This window comes from Amycolatopsis sp. VS8301801F10 (assembly GCF_046195355.1).
Taxonomy (GTDB): domain Bacteria; phylum Actinomycetota; class Actinomycetes; order Mycobacteriales; family Pseudonocardiaceae; genus Amycolatopsis.
Genome location: NZ_CP176065.1, coordinates 7,770,546 through 7,790,449 on the forward strand (window position 1 = coordinate 7,770,546; position 19,904 = coordinate 7,790,449).

Here is a 19,904-nt window from a genome sequence, read left to right on the forward strand (position 1 = left end):
GGTTAGAACCGTGATCAACACTCACGAGCCCCCTACGCCGCCGCAGGCTCCTCCGAGAACTGCGTGTGGTACAGCTCCGCGTACCGCCCCTCGAGCGCCAGCAGCTCCTCGTGCGTGCCGCGTTCCACGATGTTCCCGTTTTCCACCACGAGGATCAGATCCGCCGCCCGCACGGTCGACAGCCGGTGCGCGATCACCAGCGACGTCCGGCCTTCCAGCGCGCCGGTGAGCGCTTCGCCCACCGCGGCCTCGGATTCCGAATCCAGGTGGGCGGTCGCCTCGTCCAGCACCACGACCTTCGGCTGCGCCAGCAGCAACCGGGCGATGGTGAGCCGCTGCCGTTCACCGCCGGAGAGCCGGTAGCCGCGCTCGCCGACGGTCGTGTCCAGTCCATCCGGCAGCGAGTGCACCAGATCGCCCAGCCGGGCCTTCTCCAGCGCGGCCCAGATCTCGTCGTCCGTGACGCCCGGACGCGCGTAGCTCAGGTTGGCCCGGATCGTGTCGTGGAACAGGTGCCCGTCCTGGGTCACCACGCCGACGGTTTCGCGCAGCGAGGCGAAACTCAGGTCCTTGACGTCCACATCGGACAGCCGGACCGAACCGGCGTCCGCGTCGTACAGCCGCGGCAGCAGCGAAGCGATCGTCGACTTGCCCGCCCCGGACGAACCGACCAGCGCGACCATGTGCCCGGCTTCCGCGCGGAAGCTGATGCCGTGCAGCACCTCGTCGCCGCCCCGGGTGTCCAAAGTGGCCACGTCCTCCAGCGAGGCGAGCGAGAACTTGTCCGCCGCCGGGTACCCGAACCTCACGTCCGAGAACTCGACCGAAACCCCGCCCTCGGGCAGCTTCTTCGGCTCGGCCGGCTCCTTGATCATCGGCTCCAGGTCGAGCACCTCGAAGACCCGCTCGAACGACACCAGTGCGGTCATCACGTCCACGCGCACGTTCGCGAGCGCGGTCAGCGGCGTGTACAGCCGGGTCAGCAGCAGCGCCAGCGCCACCACAGTGCCCGGTTCGAGCTTCCCGGTGAGCGCCAGGTAGCCGCCGAGGCCGTAGACCAGCGCCTGCGCCAGCGCGGACACGAGCGTCAGGCTGGTCATGAACCAGCGCGTCAGCATCGCGGTGCGCACGCCGATGTCGCGCACCCGCCCGGCGCGGAGGCCGAAGTCGGCGACCTCCTGGCGCGGCCTGCCGAAGAGCTTCACCAGCGTGGCCCCCGGCGCGGAGAAGCGTTCGGTCATCTGCGTGGTCATCCCGGCGTTGAGCTGCGCGGCCTCGCGCTGCAGCCCGGCCATGCGGCGGCCGAGCCGCCGGGCGGGCAGGACGAAAATCGGCAGCAGGACCAGCGCGACGAGCGTCACCTGCCAGGAGAGCGACATCATCACCACCAGCGACAGCGCCAGCTGGATCACGTTGGTGACCAAACCGGACAAAGTCGCGGTGAACGTGCGCTGCGCGCCGATCACGTCGTTGTTGAGCCTGCTGACCAGCGCACCGGTGCGGGTGCGGGTGAAGAACGCGATGGGCAGCTTCTGCACGTGCTCGAACACCGCCACGCGCAGGTCGTAGATGATGCCCTCGCCGATCCGCGCCGACTGCCAGCGTTCGGCGAGGCCGAACCCGGCGTCGAGGATCGCCAGCGCCGCGATCACCACCGACAGCCAGATCACCACGTCCAGCTCGTGCCCGCCGACGATCGCGTCGACCACCTTGCCCGCGAGCACCGGCGTCGTCACCGCCAGCACCGCCGAGACCACGGTGAGCACCAGGAAGGCCAGCAGCCGCTTCCAGTGCGGCCGGGCGAACCGCGCGACCCGGCGGACGGTGCCCCTGGTCAGCGCTTTCGGCGCGTCGCCCGCCCGCATCGCGGAGCTCAGCAGCGCCCAGGTGTTGTCCATTGGAGTGTCCCCCAGCTCGTGAAAAACCTCTAGTTTAGTTGAACTTTTTTCCGGAGATGCCCAGCACAACACCGGGGCGAGCGGCATTCTTCCCGACCCCGGGAACCGGGGCCGATTCTCCCCGGGGGCGCCGCGACCGGGCCGGGGCACGGGCGGCGCGGCCCGCCTCGGTAGCCTGGCGTTTCGGGGTCGGCGAACCGGGGAGGAAACGCGGGTGCAACTGCTGATGGCCCCTGCGCGCGGCGAGGCGGCCCATCCGGTGCGGGTCGCCGCGTGGGATCTCGTCTTTTATCTCGGCTGCTTCGCCTTCGCGCTCGGCACCGCGCTCGCTTCGGAGTTCTACGGCTACCGGATCTGGGGCGATTTCGCGGTCGCCGGATACGGATTGGCGGCCGCGCACAGCGCCTGGCTGACGATTTCCGCGCGCCGCGGAATGCAAACTAACGGCAAATTCGGGTCGCGCTGGATCGGTATCGGCGCGGTTGTCGTGCTCGCGATGTGCGCGCCGTTGCTGATGCTGGTAATCCGCCGGCTGACCGGAACGGACTGGCTGATCACCCCGTTCTCCTGGGCCGCGCAGCCCGAGGTGTGGGTGATCGAACGCAGCGCGGATCTCTTGCTGCGGAACGGAACCCCGTACGTCGACTTCGCCGCGCTCGGCCGCGCACCGGAGGTGAACGACTACACGCCGTACGGCCCGGTGATGACCGTTTTCGGGCTGCCGCGCGCGGTGTTCGGCGGCACTCCGGTCCTCAATGCACTGACCGACGCGCGCTGGATGTTCGCGCTCGCCGCGGTGCTCTGCGCGTACGCGTCCTGGCGGTTGCTGAACCGGCCTCGCATTCCGGTTTTCGCCGCACAGCTCGCGATCGCGTGCCCGCTCACCGCGCTGACCTGGGCGGTGGCCGGTCCGGACCTCGCGATCGTGGGCCTGCTCGTGCTGACGTTCGCGCTCGCCGCGACCGGGCGTCCCGGATGGACCGGGTTCGTGCTGGCGCTGGTGATCAGCGCGAAACTCATCGTCGCGCCGGCGGCCGCGGTGCTCGCGGTATTCGTTTACCGGCGCGCTCGCGGCGAAAATCCTTGGGCGGCAACAGGTCGCTTCGCGGCCGCGCTGGCCGCGGCGACGATCGCGCTGCATCTGCCGGTGTACCTGGCGAACCCGGCGGCGTTCACCGAGCACGTGATCCGCTTCCCGCTCGGCATGGGCGCGGTCCGCTCCCCCGCGGCGAGCCCGCTTCCCGGGCACCTGATCGCCCAGACCGGACCGGCAGGCACCGTGGTTTCCCTGGTGCTGGTGGGCGTCGCGGCGGCGGCGATGCTGCTCTGGCTGGCGCGCCGGCCCCCCGCGACGGGATCCGCTGCACTGACGCGAACCGCCGTCGGACTCGGCGCGTTGATCCTGCTTACCCCGGCCACCCGGTACGGCTACCTCGTGTACCCGCTGGTACTCCTCGGAGCCGCGCTGACCTTCCGGGCCTCCGGACCGACCGTGCGCCCCCCGCGCAGCGGCCGCGCTGACGCTACTTCTTCTTGACCCGCGTGGCCCCGCCGCGCCCCCGCAGCTGGACCCCGGACTCCGACAGAACCCGGTGGACGAACCCGTAGGACCGTCCGGTGGATTCCGCCAGCGCCCGGATGCTCGAGCCCTTCTCGTATTTCTTCTTCAGGTCAGCGGCCAGCTTGTCGCGCGTGTTGCCGGTGATCCGCGCGCCTTTCTTGAGATCAGCCACGTCGATCGCCTTCCCGCCGAGTGGTTGTTCCGGGCCATTCGCGGCCCCTGCCGGGGCAATGATCGAACACTACGCGCCGGATTGCCAGACGACAGCCGTAAAACGATCGAAACCGCGATCACATTGGGCCATTCCAGTGCTTTCGCCGACACGGTAAGCACCCGAACGGACGCACTCGGTCAGGCAAGCTGGACAAGCTCGAGATAATCCGCCGACCAGTGGTCCTCGGTTCCGTCCGGAAGCAGGATCACGCGTTCGGGTTCGAGCGCCTCGACCGCGCCCGGGTCGTGCGTCACCAGCACGACCGCGCCGGCGAAGCTGCGCAGCGCGTCGAGAACCTGGGCGCGGCTGGCCGGGTCCAGGTTGTTCGTCGGCTCGTCCAGCAGCAGCACATTGGCTTGGCTGGACACGAGTCCAGCGAGCGCGAGCCGGGTCTTCTCGCCGCCGGACAGCGTTCCGGCGGGCTGGTCGAGCTGTTCGCCGGTGAAGAGGAACGAGCCGAGCAGGTTCCGCAGCTCCTGCGCGCCGGTGTCCGGCGCGAGATGGCGGATGTTTTCCCACACCGACGCTTCGTGGTCGAGCGTTTCGTGTTCCTGTGCGTAATAGCCCAACCGCAATCCGTGACCCGGTTCGACGGATCCGGTGTCCGGGGTTTCCATTCCGCCGAGCAGCCGGAGCAATGTCGTCTTTCCGGCTCCGTTCAATCCGAGCACCACGACCTTCGAGCCGCGGTCGATGGCCAGATCGACGCCGGTGAAGATCTCGAGCGAACCGTACGACTTGGACAATCCGTCGGCGGTCAGCGGCGTGCGCCCGCACGGGGCCGGGTCCGGGAACTTGATCCGGGCGACCTTGTCCGCCTGGCGCGTCTCGTCGAGCGAGGACAGCATCTGCTCCGCGCGCCGGGCCATGTTCTTGGCCGCGACGGCCTTGGTCGCCTTCGCGCCGAGCTTCGCGGCCTGCGCCTGCAGCGCGGACGCCTTCTTCTCGGCGTTCGCGCGCTCGCGGCGGCGGCGCTTCTCGTCGGTGGCGCGCGCGTCGAGGTAGCGCTGCCAGCTCATGTTGTAGATGTCGATCTCGCCGCGCGTGGCGTCGAGGAACCACACCTTGTTCACGACGTCGCCGAGCAGTTCGACGTCGTGGCTGATCACCACGAGCCCGCCGTCGTGCTGCTTGAGGAAGCCGCGCAGCCAGTTGATCGAATCGGCGTCGAGGTGGTTGGTCGGCTCGTCCAGCAGCAGGATCGTCTCGGATTTGCCGCCGGCTCCCGCCTCGGCGGCGGCGAACAGGATCCGGGCCAGCTCGACGCGGCGGCGCTGGCCGCCGGACAGCGTGCTGAGCGTCTGGGAGAGGATGCGGTCGGCGAGGCCGAGGTTCGAGCAGATCCGCGCCGCCTCGCTCTCCGCGGCGTACCCGCCGAGCGAGGAGAACCGCTCCTCGAGCCGCGCGTAGCGGTTGATCGCCTTGTCCCGCTGCTTGTCGTCGACCAGCTCGGACATCGCGGTCTGCGCCTTTTCCATGTCGCGCAGCAGGGTGTCGAGGCCGCGCGCGGACAGCACGCGGTCCTTCGCGGTGACCGACAGGTCGCCCTCGCGCGGGTCCTGCGGCAGATAGCCGAGTTCGCCGCTGCGGCGGACGTCGCCGGCGTGCGGCTCGCCCTCGCCCGCGAGGACTTTCAGCGAGGTGGTCTTGCCCGCGCCGTTGCGGCCGACGAGGCCGATGCGGTCGCCGGACTGGATGCGGAGGGTGGCGCCGTTGAGCAGGATGCGCGAACCGGCGCGCAGCTCAAGGCCAGTGGCCGTGATCAAGAGAACTCCCGGAGACGGGGGCGGTCAGATGGACGTGCTGGAGCGCCCCGGCACCGCGTGCGATGCGGGGCGGGCGGCTACTCTCTCTGGATCCGCACCAATGCCCTGTTGACCACGTATCCAGTGTACGGGTCGGCGTCGAACGGTTTTCCCGGCCGTGTCCGGATTCACTCGGGTCCCGCTGCCGGATCGCGCACCGCCAGCTCCGCGGCGGGGGTCGCTGCGGCCGGCCCGGGGCGTTCGCCTCGAGTGCACAACAGTCCAAACAGGACAACGATGCGGGGCCGCCGCGCGCTGCGACGGCCCCGTATCCCTCAGGCGAGCTGAGGCCGCACCGGCCCCGCGGTCACCGTCTTGTGCACGTCCGCCGGACGCCCGGCAGCCACGTACCCGTTGACATGCAGCGAAACGCTGCGGATCGAACCGGTGTCGCCGCCGGTGGTGTCGACGACCTTCAACGTCCACGTGCCGTCCGCCGAGACGCCCGGCTGGCTCTGCCGCGTGACCGGCCGGTAGGCGCCGGTGAACGGCGCGTCCGCGGATCCGGCCGAGCTGAACAGCTTGGTCGCGGAATCGTCGAACACGACCTGGCACAGGTTGTTGCCGCTGCCGCCGCCCCGCTGGAACAGCGTCGCCGTCGCGCCGGACGGCGAGGTCAGCGTGCCGACCAGGTCGTTGACGTAGGTGTGGTCGATGCCGACCGTGGTCGCCTTCTCCGCCGTGGTGCAGGCGGTGCCGTCAATCGAGAGCGACACCTTCGCCGCGGGACCGACGCCGCTCACCACGAGCGGAACCGACGCGCCGAGCGGCGAGTTGTCCGGGATCGCGACCGCCGGACCGGCGTAGGCGAACGCCTGCGAGACCGGCGACGGCGTGCCGACCGGCAGCGAGAACGAGCTGGTGCGCGGCGAGTACGAGCCCGCGAAAGTCACCTTCGCGGTGAGCACCACCGGCGAGCCGAGCTGCTGGCTGGCCGGAACCGTGACGGTGAAGTCGTTGATTCCGGTCTGCCCGGGACTGATCGTGCCGTACGACTTCGCCCGCGGCTCGATCGTGACGCCCTGGGTCGGCGAGGTGAGCACGACGCTCGTAGACACCGCAGTGCCGTCGCCGTTGTTTTTCACCGGCAGCGTGACCGTCGCGGTGTCGCCGGGGTTGAGCGTGCTGCCGCCGTTGGCTCCGCGGACCGTCGGCTGCCCCGCTTCCGCGTACGGCTGCGGGCTGGCTCCGGTGTAGGCCAGAACCTTGTCCGCCAACAACACGCCGGCACCGGTGAGGTTGTCCGTGCCCGGCGCTTCGATGTCCACGGCGGTCTTCAGGAATGCCTCGCGAATGTCCGAAGAGGACAGTCCGGGGTTGCCGGACAGCACGAGGCTCGCGATCGCGGCCGCGTGCGGTGCGGCAGCCGAGGTGCCGAAGAACGGGTCGAACCCGCTCACCGAAGTGTGCACGCCGTCGGCCGCGGTGATTTCCGGCTTCTGCCGGACCTCTCCCCCGGTCGACGACACGTCGCCCGGCGTGATCGGCGTGCCGTTGGCCTCGTAGAACACGCGTCGCGGACCGTCCGAGCTGAACCGTTCCGCCTTGCTGGCAGCCGAATACGCCGCCGGATACGGTCCGGCCGGGTTCGCCGGGTCGCCCGGTTCGAGCGGCCGCCCGAACGCAGCCTCGGCCGGCGCCGCGGCGACCGCGAACGCCTTGCGCGCCGCGGCGTGGCCCACCACCGCGCCGGGCGTGGAGTACGCCTTGAGCCCGTCGGCGGAGTCGCGGAACCGGCTGCCGAACGCGGTCAGCGAGAGATACCGGCTGGCCCCGGAGAACTTCACCACGGCGAGCCGCAGCCCGGTGCCGCCGAAGAACGGGGTGGCCAGCTGCTCGTACGGGTCCTGGGTGCCGTTCTGGACGTCCTGGCTGAAGCTCACGACGTTGCCGCGCGCGTCGAGGAGGTAGAGGTCGTAGTCGTCGGCGGCCGCGCCGATCGGGTCCGACCAGTGCAGCGTCACCGGGATGTTGGCCGACGACGCGTCCGAGACCGGCTCGAAGATCTGTCTTCCGGCCGCACCGGCGAAGTTGTGCGCGGTGCCGGCGAATTTGCCGATCGGAACGCCCGAATCGACGAAATCGCCTTCCCAGTGCGCCGCGGTTCCGTCCGCGACGTTGCCTTCGTTGCCCGCGGAGGAAAAGTAGAGCGCGCCGTCGGCCGTCACGTCGTTCACCGCTTGCGCGATGATCCAGTCCTGGAACGGGGATTCCTTGAAGTAAATGACGTCGTCGACGATGACGTCGCAATGCGCTTCGAACCGGAGCTTGCGGATGTTGTCGGCGAAACTCGCGTCCGAGGTGAAGGCCGTCGCGAAACCGAGCTTCGCGTTCGGGGCGAGGTCGTGGATGATCTCGAGCATCGCGGTGCCCTCGTCGCCGCTGCCCGCTTGCCCGGTCAGGACATCGACCGCCGGAAGCTCGCCCTTGGTGCGGGAAACCTCCAGGGAATCGACCCCGTCGGACAACGCACACGCCTTCACGCCGGTGCCGGTCACGCCGAACTGCTGGCGCGCGGTGTCCGCGTTGTGCGCCCGGTCGCCCGCGCTGACCACCTGAGTTTTGGTTGCGAGCGCTTCCTTGAGCTGCCGATCAATGCGGTCGGCCTTGTGCTGTTTCGTTTCCGTGCCGTCTTTGTTTTCCCGCTGCCGCGCAGTCATCGCCTGGTCCGCGGTCTCGACGTGCTTCACGTCGCCGCGCTTCGCGATCTCCGGCAGCGCCGCCAACGGCACCTCGGCCCGAATGCTCGCCACCGCACTCGACACCGCCCGCACCTCGGCCCCGGCCGCGCGCAAGTCGTTGACGAGCCCGTCGCTGACCTTCTTGACGCGGATGTCCACCAGCGCCTTGTCGGCGACTTTGGCGATTCCCGGCAACGCGGCCGCACTCAGGCTCCGCGTGCGCATTTTCTCCTGGACGAGCAGCTTGCTGTCTATTTTGGACTCTTCCGCGGTCTGTCCCGCTTTCACCGCTTGCAAAGCGGCGATCTGCCTGTTCGCCGTTGAGTCCACAGTGGACTCCTGCGCATCCGCGAGGGGCGGGGCCGCCAGCCCGGCGGCAAGCACCGCCGCGGCGACCACGCCCGTCCGTCTTCTGGCCGAGGCTCTGGGTGAACGAGTACGACGCACGTGCGCCTCCGATCCCGCACCGCGTGCCCCGACTCACGCTGCCCAACGCCGGTGATCACCGGCTGGATCCAGCTAAGTCTCACTTCTGTCCGGGAAAAACGGCCGTTGGGGTGACGTTGGTCAGGCAATATCCGCAGCCCGCCGGACGTCGTAGGCCGTTCGGCGGAGCCTGCCTCCGCTCTTGCGCGAGTCAGCGCCGGCCTCAGTGCGAAGCGGCCGAGCCAATACGTGCCGATCGCCTGCCCTGGCAGCCGAGCGCCTTCCCGAACCGAGTCACAGCTCCAGCCACATGATGCGCAACCCCACCCGGCCCTCGATCGGATGCCGAAACGCCCCCGGCGCGACCCCCAGCGTCACGAACCCCAGGCTCTCGTACAACCGGATCGCGTGCACATTGGTCTCGACCACCGCGTTGAACTGAATCGCCGCGAACCCCGACCGCCGCGCCCAGGCGATCAAGTCCACCGCCAAAGCCCGCCCGACGCCCGAACCGCGTGCGGAACGGGACACCATCAGGCTCCCCGAAGCGACATGACTGCCCGGACCCGGCCGGTTGGCGTACATGTTCGCCGTGCCCAGCACCCGGTCTCCGTCGGCCGCGACCACCACCCGCGCCGGGGCCGGGACCAGCCACTGCCGCCGGGCTTCGGATTCGGTCATGGCCGGGTCGTAAGGGAACGTCTGCTGCTCGGTCACCACGTCCCGGACGATCGGCCAGATCCCCGGCCAATCGCCGGCGCCGGCTTCCCGGATCGTCAACGACATCCGCCTACCGTGCTCAGCGGACCACCGGGAGCGCAACCTATTTACAGCACAAAGGAATCCGACCAAGGCTGGCTCGACCGTCCGGACAACGCCTCCAGCAGGGTCACCGCCTGTTTGTCCGTCAGCGAAGCCACGAAGTCCACCACCGCCCGGCCCCGGGCCAGCCCGCGCACCGCGTCCGCGCCCTCGATCCGTTCGCCCGTCGCGCCCACCAGCAGCTCCGGCGCGGTCCGGGCGAGGTCCGAGTACTCGCTGCGCGCCAGTTCCATCAGGTCGTGCAACCGCCGCGGCAGGCGGGAGGCCTCGTCGCGGTCCAGGAGCCACGCGTCCAGCGCGTCGACCAACGTCGTGACCAGACTGGCCTGACCGCGCTGGTGCAGGGCGAGATCGGGGCGCAGCAACACGAACCGCCGGTGGACGAACTTCAGGACCTGCACCTCGTGCCACTGCGCGGGCCGCAGCGAGACGTGGCCGGACCGGATCGGCGGCGACGGCAGCACGAAAACCCCGTCCACCAGCCGCGCCATCCAGTTCGCCGAGAACGCGGCGGTCGCTTGCTCGGCTTCGGTCGAACCGTCGAAACCGTCGGCGAGCAGGCCGTCGACCAGTTCTCGCTGGACGCGCGCGACGGCCGCGGCGAACGCGTCGTCGTCCACGATCCAGCTGTCCTTCAGGTGCATCCGGCGGCGCATCCGCTCCAGCGAACGGCCTGGGCGGCGGATTTCCGCGGTCAGCCGGGCGTCGTCCAAAGAGGCCAGTTCGACGGCGTGCGCCAGCCACTCCCCCAGTTCGGCGGCGACGGGCGCGTGCTGCAGGACGCCGATGCGGTGGAAGTCCTGCAGGTCGTGGATCGCGTACGCGATGTCGTCGGCAGTGTCCATAACGGACGCTTCCACCGTCTGCTGCCACTGCTCGATCCGCCCGGCGAACGGCGCCCGAGCCTGCGCGAAGTCGTCCAATTCCGTGACATAGGCGGAAAACTTGCTCGCCCCGGTGCCGGGAGCGTCCTCGGGTTCGGCGGCGCCTCGCGGAGGCAACGGCATTTCGGTCGGATGCGGCTGCGGGTAGTGCAGGCGGGCCCACGGGTACTTCAGGACCGCGGCACGGACCGCGGTCGTCAGGTCCAGGCCGATCGAGGACGGGCCGCGCACGTCCGTCGTCGTGATGATCCGGAACGACTGCGCGTTGCCCTCGAACCCGTCGGCGAGGCCGAACCGGTGCCGCGCGATCCGGTCGAGGGTCTGCTCGCCGAGATGCCCGAACGGCGGATGCCCGAGGTCGTGCGCCAGCGCGGCGGCCTCGCACGCGTCCGGGTCGCAGCCGCCGAGTTTCGCGGCCAGTTCGGCCGACTCGCTCGACCCGGTGATCCGCTCCGCGATCCCGCGCGCGACCTGCGCGACCTTCAGGCTGTGCGTCAGCCGGTTGTGCAGCAGCCCGGCGCCACCCGCGCTGACCACCTGGGTGACCCCGCCGAGCCGCGCGAAGAACGGCGACGCGGTGATCCGGTCGCGGTCGACGCGGAACGGGCTGGTCGCCAGGTCGGTGAACCCGCCCGCCCCGTTCGCCGGGTCCCGGCGCGCTGCCCTGCGATCGGTCTCGTCCATGTGTCCCACCGTATCCGGCCGTCCGGCAGGATTGCGGGATGACCGACGTGCTGGTGGCGGGCGGCGGCCCGGCCGGACGGGCGCTGGCGGCCGCGTGCGCCCGGCGAGGGCTGGAAACGGCCGTGCTCGACCCGGATCCGCACCGAAAGTGGCCGAATACTTACGGACTGTGGGCGGACGAAGTGCCGGATCTGCCGGACAAGGCGATCGCCGCGGCTCCGGCGACGACGCTGGCCTACGGGACCCGCGAGCACCGCATCGACCGGGCGTATCGGGTGCTCGACAACGCCGGGCTGCGCGAGTGGCTCACCGAACCGAAGGTCCAGGTCGTCCCAGGCAAGGTGACCGGCGCGGAACACGGTCCGCACGGTTCGACGGTCCTGCTCGCCGACGGTCGACGGCTGGCCGCGGCGGTGTTCGTCGACGCGTCCGGCGCGCCCAAGCTGCGCGCCCCACGCGCCGAGCAGACCGCGTACGGGCTCGTGCTTCCCGCGGACCAGGCCGAACGGCTGGCCCCGGCCGACACCGCGGTGTTCATGGACTGGCGCGACGGCACCGGCAGCTTCCGCTACCTGCTGCCGCTCGGCGACGGCTCCGTACTGGTCGAGGAGACTTCCCTGGCCCGCAAGCCCGGGCTCCCGGTGGCCGAACTCGCCCAGCGGCTGCACGCGCGGCTCAAAGCGGCGGGCATCCGTCCCGCGGGCCGGGTCGAACGCGTGCGGATCGTGCTCGACGTGCCGCTGCCGAAGCGCGGACAGGCGGTGCCGTTCGGGGTCGCGGGCGCGCTCGTGCACCCGGCGACCGGCTACAGCCTCGCGACCGCACTGCAACTCGCCCCTCGCGTCGCGGACGCTCTCGCGGACTCGTTCGACGCGGGTCCGCCGGCCGCCGCCAGTGCGGCCCGGAAGGCATTGTGGCCGCCCGAAGCCCGTGCCGTGCATGCCTTGCGCCGCCACGGACTCCGTGCATTGTGCGGAATGTCACCCGCTCAGTCGGCGCAATTTTTCGACCTGTTCTTCGCTCTTCCGGTCCCGGCGCAGCGAGCGTTCACCTCGGGCCGCGCCGACCTGCCCGGCACTGCCGCGACCATGGCAAACCTGTTCCGCGCCGCGCCCGGTGGTCTCCGCCGGAGGCTGCTGGGCTGAGGGAGCGCCGGGAATTTTCCCGTGCCCGATCGAGGGAACGGGAAAAGCGTTTTGTTACTCCGATCCGGTGGCCAAAGTGCCGCGCTGGTGAACATCAGCTGACAACGGTTTCGCAGCCGCCTTCGACGGTGCCAGTATCGCGTCCGTGACGACGCTGCGTGCGGTCCGATTCGCCTTCCAGCCGATGTACAGCTTGCACACCGGCGGAGTCGTCGCGTACGAAGCACTGGCCCGGCCAGGCCGGGGCACGGCGCACGAACTGCTCGCCGAGGCCCGGCGCGCGGGCCGGCTCACCGAGGTCGACCTGGGGCTGGCCGCCGCCGCGGTGCGCCAGGAAGCCGAGCGGCCCAGCGCGCTCCCGCTGCACCTCAACGTCTCCGCGCGCACGCTCGCGTCGCCGCTGGAGTCCTTCGCCGAGCTGATCGCCGAACTCGGCGCGGCCGGCCGCCGCACCCGCGACGTCGTGCTGGAGGTCGGGCCGCCGTTCACGCACCTGCCCACCGGCCGCCTGCTCGACGGCATGCGCGCGCTCACCGAACAGGGCTTCCGGCTCGCGCTCGACGGGCTCGGCCGCGGCGACCTGCCGCTGGCGCTGCTCGCGCAGTCGCCGGTGGACCTGGTGAAAATCGACCGCAGCGTGCTGCGCGGCCTGCCCGGCGACCCGGCGTCGACGGCGATCGTCGAGGCACTGCTGCACTACACGACGCGCACGAACATCCGGCTGGTCGCGACCGGGATCGAGACCGAGTCGCAGCTCGACGCGGCGCAGGCCCTCGGCGTCCGGATCGCGCAGGGCAACCTGCTCGCGCCGCCCGCCGCGCACCGGTCCGCGTCCGCCTCCGGCGCGGTCCTCCCGGAGGACCGGCGCACGCCCGCGCCGCCGCAAGCCCCGCGCGTCGGCGATTTCCTGCGCCCGGCCACGACCTTGCCGGTCGACGCGACCTGCGACGACGTCCGCGAGGTGCTCGCCGCCGCCGACGCGCCGAGCGGCGTGGTCGGCGTCGACGCGGACAACCGTCCACAGTGGTCGGTCGACCGCACGCGGTTCCTCGTGACCATCACCGGCCCGTACGGCCACGCCCTGCACGCGAAGCGGCCCGCGGCGCGGCTGGCGGACAAACCGCACCTGATCGAGGCGGGCGCGAGCGCGCTGGAATTCCTCGAACTGGTCACCGACGCCGACTGGGGCCGCACCGGCGACGACGTCGTGGTGGTCGACTCGACCGGCCGCTGTCTCGGCGTGGTTCTGGTGACCGAGGTCGTGCGCGGGGTCGCCGAGGCGAAGGTCGAGGAGGCGGTCACGCTCAGCCCGCTCACCCGGTTGCCGGGCAGCGAAGCGGCGGCGCGCGACGTCGAACGCCGGATCGCGAGCGGCGAGCAGTTCGTGGCGGCGTGGCTGGACGTCGACGCGTTCAAGTCGGTCAACGACAACGCCGGTTTCGCCGCGGGCGACGACCTGATCCGCGCGCTGGGCGAAACCCTCACCGACCTCGCCCGGCGGCTGCCGAGGATGCGCGTGAGCCACGTCGGCGGCGACGACTTCCTGATCGTGTGCGACGTGGACGAAATCGGCACGGTCGCCGCGGCTCTGCTGGACACGCAGTGGTCCGCCGAGGGCCTGCCGGTCACCGTCTCCCTGGCCACGCTGGTGTGCGGCAGCGGCTCGATCCCGTCCTATCGGGACGCTTCCCGCCTCCTCGCCCCGCTGAAGAAACGCGCCAAAGCGGTCCCCGGTTCGAGCTGGGTCCTCAGCCGCCCGGGCAGCGACCGCGTCGAAGTGCTGCGCGGCATCGGCCGGGACGTCGCGATCAGCCGCTCGGCCTGACGAACCCCGACTCGTAAGCCCGGATCACCGCCTGCGTCCGGTCCCGCGCGCCCAGCTTCGACAGCACATTCCCCACATGCGTCTTCACCGTCTGCAGGCCGAGAAACAACTCCGCGGCAATCTCCCCATTGGACAGACCCGCCGCCATCAACCGCAGCACGTCTCGCTCCCGCTCGGTCAGGAAATCCAGCGGCGCTGCGGAAGGCGCGGGCGAACGCCGCGCGGCCATGCTCCGGATCGCCGCCGGGAACAGCAGCGAATCCCCCGCCAGCACCGTGCGGATCCCGGCGACGATCTCCTCCGGACGAGCGCGTTTCAGCAGGAATCCGCTCGCCCCGGCGAGCAACGCGTCGTAGACGTAGTCGTCGTTTTCGAAGGTGGTCACCACGATCACCTTCGGCGGATTGTCCACAGTGGACAAAAGGTGTTCGGTCGCGCGAATCCCGTCCACCGCGGGCATTCGCACGTCCATCAGCACGACGTCCGGACGCAGCTGGCCGACCAGCCCGGGCACCTCGGCGCCGTCGGATGCCTCGCCGACCACGGTCAGGTCCGGTTCGCTGTCCACGATCGCGCGCAGCCCGGCCCGGATCAGCCGCTCGTCGTCCACCAGCAGGACCCGCACGCTCACCGGTTCCCCCACGGCACCGTCACCACGACCTCCCAGTTTTCGCCCGCCGGTCCCGCAGACAGCTTGCCACCCACCAGTTCCGCCCGCTCCGCCATGCCCCGCAGCCCGCGTCCGCCGCGGGCGCGCGACGGCCGGGCCGAGCCGAGCGGGTTCGCGACCGCGGCCCGCAGCCGTCCGTCCGCGACGGCCAACGCGACGGTGACCGGCGCCCGGCCCGCGTACCGCACCGCGTTGGTGAGGCATTCCTGCAGGATCCGGTACACCTCGCGGGAAACCACCGCGGGCACTTTCGCGAGATCGCCCTCCACTTCGAGACGGCACTCCGTGCCGGACTGCTGCGTCACGGTGATCAACGCGGGCAGGTTGGCGAGGCCCGCGTGCGGCGTCCGGTCGCGGGCTTCGTCGCGGAGCAGGCCGAGCACGTGGTCGAGGTCGTCGAGCGCGGTGCGAGCGGATTCCTCGATCGCGGTGAGCGCTTCCTCGGTGAAACCCGGATCGCTGTGCAAGGTCCGCCGCGCGGCCCCGGCTTGCACCGTGACCACGGAAAGCGCGTGGCCGACGGAATCGTGGAGCTCGCGCGCAAGCCGGGTGCGTTCGGCGAGCTGGTCGGTGCGGCGTTCGAGCTGCGCGATCCGTTCGGCGGCGGACCAGCCGAGCAACCGGGCCGCCACGCGGCGCAGCACTCCGCCGACGCCCCACACGACGTAGATCAGCACGACGAAAGCCAGCACGAACGCCGCGGGCAGCCACGCCGAAGCCCAGCCTCGCGGAACCGTCAGCCGGAAATCCGGCATGTCGACAAGCCGACCGGTGAAGACCGCGTTGATCGCGAACCCGAACCCGGCCGGCACCGCGAGCGTCGCCAGCCCGGTGCACAGGCCCGCGACGACGTGCAGCACGAACATCGCCGCGCACCGCACCCGTCCGCGTCCCGGCGCGGGCTGGGCGAGCAGTTCCCGCACCGCCGCCGCCTCCAGCACCCGCACCGCGGGCAGGAACGCGGTCGCGGCCAGCACCACGAGCATCACGACGAACCCGGAGAGGCTCGCCCAGCCCATCGTCGTGGCGAACGGCACCAGCGACGGCATCGCGACCATCGCGAGCAGCAGGTACGGCACGCTGAGCGCGGCGCCGAGGATCAAGTACACCCATCGGCGATAGGTGACCCCGCTGACCAGCGGACGGAAGAAACGCACCCGCCAATCCTGACAGGCGGCCCCGGCGGGCGCTTCCCTCCCGAGCGGGACCCTGCCGCCGGGTTTCCGGCAGTCGGCTCTGGCCGATACCGCTTGGCGTCGGCCGCGGACGTGTTGTCCACGCGCGATGTGGTGCCGCACGCGTTCGGCACCATCGCCGACTAGCGCTTGCCGCACGGCTGGGGCTGGCTCTTCTCGAATTTGCCTGCGGGGCTCCGCTTGCTGCATCGACCGGCCGGGGCCGCACCACGCCGATGCGATCCTGGGACCGGCCGCTGTACGCGATGACCGGCGCGTTCGCCGCGGCCCGGTTGCGGATTTCGGTGCTGAGCGAGGCGAAACCGGTGTCGCAGGCGGGTTTCCCGGAGGGTTACTGGCGTGTGAGTGCTGGCGCCGGTTCTCACCGGCGCCAGCACTCCCGAGGTCCTCAGTAGACAGTCTTGGTCACCCGCGTGCCCTCGAAGCGGAATCCGTTGGCCCACAACTGCTGCACCTTCGCCGACTCCTGCGCGTCCGGCTTCGCGTTGGTGCACGACGTGCCCGGCCCGTGCCCTGACATCAGCTCGGTGCACGGACCCTCGTAGTGGTCCGGCAAGCCGAGGTTGTGGCCGAGTTCGTGCGCGGCGATGCGGGTCGGGTCGTAGCCCTCGGCGACCTGGCTCGTGTCCAGGTAGACGTCGCCGTTGCCGTGTCCGTCGGTCTGCGTGTACGAGCCGCCGCTGTGCACCTCGTGGATGACGATCGTGGCCTTGCCCTCGTCCTTCACCAGATGCACGTCGCTGACCGCGGCGTTCCAGTTCGCCGCGCCCTGGTCGATCTGGGAGACGTAGTCCGGCGCGCCGGCCGAGCTGTAGTAGACAGTGGTCGCCGCGGCGGCGGACGCGGCGGGTGCGGTCGCCAGGCCCAGGCCGAGCGGAGCGGCGGCGCCCATGGCCAGTGCGGCGATCCGCCGGAACCCTCGTGCGTGCATCGTGTCCTCCGTACCTCGTCGAGAAAGCAAGCAACCCGTTGTCCGCTCGATGACGTTAGAAGTTCACCACCACGGGCGACTACGTCCGAAAGTAGGGCGCTCCCTCCCGGGAGGGAGGCCCGTCCCGCCGCGGCTGGATCCGCGGAAGCGGCCGCGCTGGTGTGCTCGTCGGCATGCAAACGCTGCTGCTCGGCCTGCTGGCCTACGTCGTCGTGCTGTGGCCGCTGGTCGCGGCGGCCCGGAAGGTGCTCGGGGTGCGCGTCGGTCTCGTCCGGGCGCTCGGCGCCGCGCTGGCGGGCTGGCTCGTCGCGGGCACCGTGATCCAGACGTTCCCGCTGGCCGTGCTGACCGCCCCGGGTGTCGCGGTCGGACTGCTGATCCCGCTCGCGGGCAGCGCGCTCGCGGTGACCCTGCTGGTCCTCTTCGTCGCCGAACTCGCGATTCCGTCCGGTGGATCCGGATTGTTCGCCCGGATGCGGTCACTGCGGTCCCGCGCGGCCCGCGCCCGTCGTTACTCGCGGATCATGCGCATCGCGATCCGCCACGGTCTGGGTTCGTTCCTCACCGGCCGCCGCACCGCGGACCCCGACGGTTCGGCGAAGCTCGCGCGGTCGCTGCGGCTGGCCCTCGAAGAAGCCGGCGTGACGTTCGTGAAGCTCGGCCAGTTGCTCTCGACGCGCGCGGATCTCCTGCCGCCGGTGTACATCCGCGAACTCAGCAAGCTGCACGACCAGGTTCCGCCCGCGCCCGAAGCCGAGGTGCGCGCGGTGCTGAGCGAGGAAATCGACCTCGCCGCGTTCGCCCACCTCGACGACGAACCCCTTGCCGCGGCGTCGATCGCGCAGGTTTACGGCGCGCGGCTGCGGTCCGGCGCCGAGGTCGTCGTGAAGGTGCAGCGGCCCGGGATCCGCGAGCAGGTGGAACGCGACATCGACATCGTCCGCCGCCTCGCCGCCGTGCTGCACGAACGCGCGGACTGGGCGCGCTCGCTCGGGGTGCTGGAACTGGCCGACGGATTCGCGCAATCCCTTGAGGACGAACTCGATTTCCGCACCGAAGCCGCGAACATCGCAGCGATCGCCGGGCATCCGATCCCCGGCGTCACGCTGCCGACTGTCCACAAAGCACTGTCCACGGAGCGCGTTCTGGTGATGCGAAGGCTCGACGGCAAACCGCTTTCCGCCGGTCCCGAATGCTCCCGCGAAGAACTCGCCCGTACTTTTCTGCGCGGCCTGCTCGACCAGGTGCTGCTGGGCGGGGTCTTCCACGCGGATCCGCACCCGGGCAACGTTCTGCTGCTCGAAGACGGCACCCTCGGCCTGCTCGACTTCGGCTCCGTCGGCCGCCTCGACACCGGCCTGCGCGCCGGCCTGCAAGCACTGCTGCCCGCCATCGACCGCGGCGACCCGGCCGGCGTCCGCGACGGGCTGCTGGAGATCGTCCACCGCCCCGACGACCTCGACGAACAACGCCTGGAACGCGCGCTGGGAGCCCTGCTCGCCCGGCACTTCGGCCCCGGCCGGACGCCCGGTCTCGACCTGTTCACCGGCCTGTTCCGCGTCGTCGCCGACTTCCGCCTGGCCGTCCCGCCGCCGATCGCCGCGGTGTTCCGGGCGCTGGCGACCATGGAAGGCACGCTCGCGACGCTGGCCCCGGACTTCGATCTGGTCGCCGAATCCCGCGCGTTCGCCGCCGAACGCATCGGCCTGCGCCCGGAAACGGTGCGCCGCACCGTCACCGACGAGTTCACCGCCCTGCTGCCGGTGCTCCGCCGCCTGCCGCGCCGCGTCGACCGGATCGGCGCGGCACTGGAAGAAGGCCGGCTGTCGGTGAACGTGCGGCTGTTCTCCGACGAACGCGACCGCGACCTGGTGACCGGCCTGGTGCACGAGGTGCTGCTGGCCCTGGTCGGCATCGCGACCGGGCTCATGGCCGTGCTGCTGCTGGCCAGTTCGAGCGGCCCGCAGCTGGTGCCCGGGCTGACGCTGAATCAAGTGTTCGGCTACAACCTGCTGATGATCAGCGCACTGGCAGGACTGCGGCTGCTGTTCGTCGTCTTCCGGCGCTCCGGACGACGGTCCCGATCAGACCGGCGGACCCGATGAGACCCCCGCTCCGGCGGTGATCCGGCCCGGCCGCTCCAGGAATCCGGCGGCGAACGCGGTGGTTCACCGGGATCTGCCTGCCCCAGCACAGATTCCCGGTCGCCGAGACGACTCCGCATCCTGCGGACAAGGCACCGCTCCGCGGCCTGCGCTACCGGGAGGCATCCGCGATGTCCCGCCAGCCGCCAGCCAGGAAACCCCACCCCGCAGCACTCTCGCCGGAAAGGACGCCTGCTCACCGACCCCGCCGGAACGTCCACTCCACCCGTCGCCGAACGCGCTCGCGCGAAGACCGGTCACCACTCGCGTAGAGACGGGCCCGCCCGGCATTCCCGTCGCCGCAGCACACGTCATCGCCGCCGATCAGGTCACCGCTCGCGTCGTCCCGCAGCGCGGGCAAGCGCACCAGAATCCGACAACAGCCGCGGGAAACCCTCGTTCGCCTCGTGAGCCTCGAACCAGAACCGCGGATCCGTCACGCGGCCCGGCTTCATCCGGGAAGAATGGAACCTCCGCCGCCGTATAGGTCGTTATACACCACTCACTCGCGGATGATCGAATTGAGCGGCCGTCCGGCGGGATACATCGGCGAGGGGCCGGGGCTCACCGTGAACGCGACCGTTCCGGCCAGCGCCACCACCATCGTCAGCCCGCCCAGCAGTGCGCCCGTGCGGGCCAGGTCTCCGCCGTGGCGGCGTCCTCCGCCGAGCAGGCCCAGCACGGTCGCCAGCACTCCGGCCAGCAGCGCCAGGAACCACAGGGCGCCGAGCACGAGGACGAATACCTCGGCCACGATCGGATACACCCCGCTGATCAGCAGCCGGGGCCGGACCAGCAGCCAGGCCAGCCAGGTCAGCACCGCGAGCGCGAAACTCACCGCGGCCACCGACACCGCTCCCACGGCCAGGCCGCGGCTGGGTCTTTCTTCGGCTTCGAGCGCGGATTCAGAGACAGATTCGGTCATCGCTCAGTGATAGCACCCGGCCCCGACAGAAACCGGCGTTCCGCCCGCATCCCCCCGAACGCACCACTTCCGGAGACGCCGAAGGCCGCCCCC

Annotated in this window: 14 protein-coding genes and 1 pseudogene; 4 read left to right on the plus strand and 11 right to left on the minus strand. The window is 70.8% G+C overall.

Annotated features, from left to right (window positions below; translation table 11 throughout):
- Positions 1 to 32 precede the first annotated feature (32 nt).
- Positions 33 to 1,898: an ABC transporter ATP-binding protein gene (locus tag F9C11_RS35620; protein WP_409181759.1), complete on the minus strand. Its 1,866-nt coding sequence runs from the start codon at positions 1,896 to 1,898 to the stop codon at positions 33 to 35.
- Between the two features lie 226 nt (positions 1,899 to 2,124).
- Here F9C11_RS35620 and F9C11_RS35625 point away from each other — a divergent pair, with 226 nt between their 5' ends.
- Positions 2,125 to 3,435 (plus strand): glycosyltransferase 87 family protein, encoded by a 1,311-nt coding sequence (locus F9C11_RS35625; RefSeq protein WP_409187041.1) that lies wholly within the window; start codon positions 2,125 to 2,127, stop codon positions 3,433 to 3,435.
- Here the strand turns inward: F9C11_RS35625 and F9C11_RS35630 are convergent.
- The 6 genes and pseudogenes from F9C11_RS35630 to F9C11_RS35655 form a co-directional block, all read right to left on the minus strand.
- Positions 3,422 to 3,631 carry a helix-turn-helix domain-containing protein gene (locus F9C11_RS35630; protein WP_003071237.1) on the minus strand — a complete coding sequence of 70 codons (210 nt, stop codon included), beginning with the start codon at positions 3,629 to 3,631 and terminating at the stop codon, positions 3,422 to 3,424. The genes F9C11_RS35625 and F9C11_RS35630 overlap by 14 nt on opposite strands.
- A 179-nt stretch (positions 3,632 to 3,810) precedes the next feature.
- Positions 3,811 to 4,785, minus strand: coding sequence for an ABC-F family ATP-binding cassette domain-containing protein (locus tag F9C11_RS35635; RefSeq protein ID WP_409187042.1), 975 nt, complete (start codon positions 4,783 to 4,785; stop codon positions 3,811 to 3,813).
- Between the two features lie 75 nt (positions 4,786 to 4,860).
- Positions 4,861 to 5,448 (minus strand): annotated as a pseudogene (locus tag F9C11_RS35640) (ATP-binding cassette domain-containing protein); the annotation flags it as partial.
- A gap of 305 nt (positions 5,449 to 5,753) precedes the next feature.
- Entirely contained in the window at positions 5,754 to 8,558 is a 2,805-nt protein-coding gene (locus F9C11_RS35645; RefSeq protein WP_409181760.1) for a S8 family serine peptidase, read from the minus strand.
- 321 nt (positions 8,559 to 8,879) lie between these two features.
- Complete coding sequence (locus tag F9C11_RS35650) at positions 8,880 to 9,371, minus strand: GNAT family N-acetyltransferase (protein ID WP_409181761.1); 492 nt, start codon at positions 9,369 to 9,371, stop codon at positions 8,880 to 8,882.
- A gap of 41 nt (positions 9,372 to 9,412) precedes the next feature.
- Positions 9,413 to 10,975, minus strand: coding sequence for a deoxyguanosinetriphosphate triphosphohydrolase family protein (locus tag F9C11_RS35655; protein WP_409181762.1), 1,563 nt, complete (start codon positions 10,973 to 10,975; stop codon positions 9,413 to 9,415).
- A gap of 38 nt (positions 10,976 to 11,013) precedes the next feature.
- On the opposite strand from F9C11_RS35655, the gene F9C11_RS35660 reads away from it, so the two are divergent.
- Entirely contained in the window at positions 11,014 to 12,120 is a 1,107-nt protein-coding gene (locus tag F9C11_RS35660; RefSeq protein ID WP_409181763.1) for a lycopene cyclase family protein, read from the plus strand.
- A 145-nt stretch (positions 12,121 to 12,265) separates the two neighbouring features.
- Positions 12,266 to 13,945 carry a GGDEF domain-containing protein gene (locus F9C11_RS35665; protein ID WP_409181764.1) on the plus strand — a complete coding sequence of 560 codons (1,680 nt, stop codon included), beginning with the start codon at positions 12,266 to 12,268 and terminating at the stop codon, positions 13,943 to 13,945.
- On the opposite strand, the gene F9C11_RS35670 is transcribed toward F9C11_RS35665, so the two are convergent.
- The 3 genes from F9C11_RS35670 to F9C11_RS35680 all read right to left on the minus strand — a co-directional run bounded on the left by F9C11_RS35670 (position 13,929) and on the right by F9C11_RS35680 (position 16,742).
- The gene (locus F9C11_RS35670) at positions 13,929 to 14,576 is read right to left on the minus strand and encodes a response regulator (protein WP_409181765.1); all 648 of its coding nucleotides are present in this window, start codon (positions 14,574 to 14,576) and stop codon (positions 13,929 to 13,931) included. The two genes, F9C11_RS35665 and F9C11_RS35670, sit on opposite strands and share 17 nt — an antisense overlap.
- Positions 14,573 to 15,772: a sensor histidine kinase gene (locus F9C11_RS35675; RefSeq protein ID WP_409181766.1), complete on the minus strand. Its 1,200-nt coding sequence runs from the start codon at positions 15,770 to 15,772 to the stop codon at positions 14,573 to 14,575. The genes F9C11_RS35670 and F9C11_RS35675 overlap by 4 nt, the downstream gene beginning before the upstream one ends.
- Before the next feature lie 427 nt (positions 15,773 to 16,199).
- Complete coding sequence (locus F9C11_RS35680) at positions 16,200 to 16,742, minus strand: snapalysin family zinc-dependent metalloprotease (protein WP_409181767.1); 543 nt, start codon at positions 16,740 to 16,742, stop codon at positions 16,200 to 16,202.
- Between the two features lie 173 nt (positions 16,743 to 16,915).
- Here F9C11_RS35680 and F9C11_RS35685 point away from each other — a divergent pair, with 173 nt between their 5' ends.
- Positions 16,916 to 18,847, plus strand: a complete 1,932-nt coding sequence (locus tag F9C11_RS35685) for an ABC1 kinase family protein (RefSeq protein ID WP_409181768.1) — start codon at positions 16,916 to 16,918, stop codon at positions 18,845 to 18,847.
- 541 nt (positions 18,848 to 19,388) lie between these two features.
- On the opposite strand, the gene F9C11_RS35690 is transcribed toward F9C11_RS35685, so the two are convergent.
- Entirely contained in the window at positions 19,389 to 19,811 is a 423-nt protein-coding gene (locus F9C11_RS35690) for a hypothetical protein (protein WP_409181769.1), read from the minus strand.
- Positions 19,812 to 19,904: the final 93 nt, after the last annotated feature.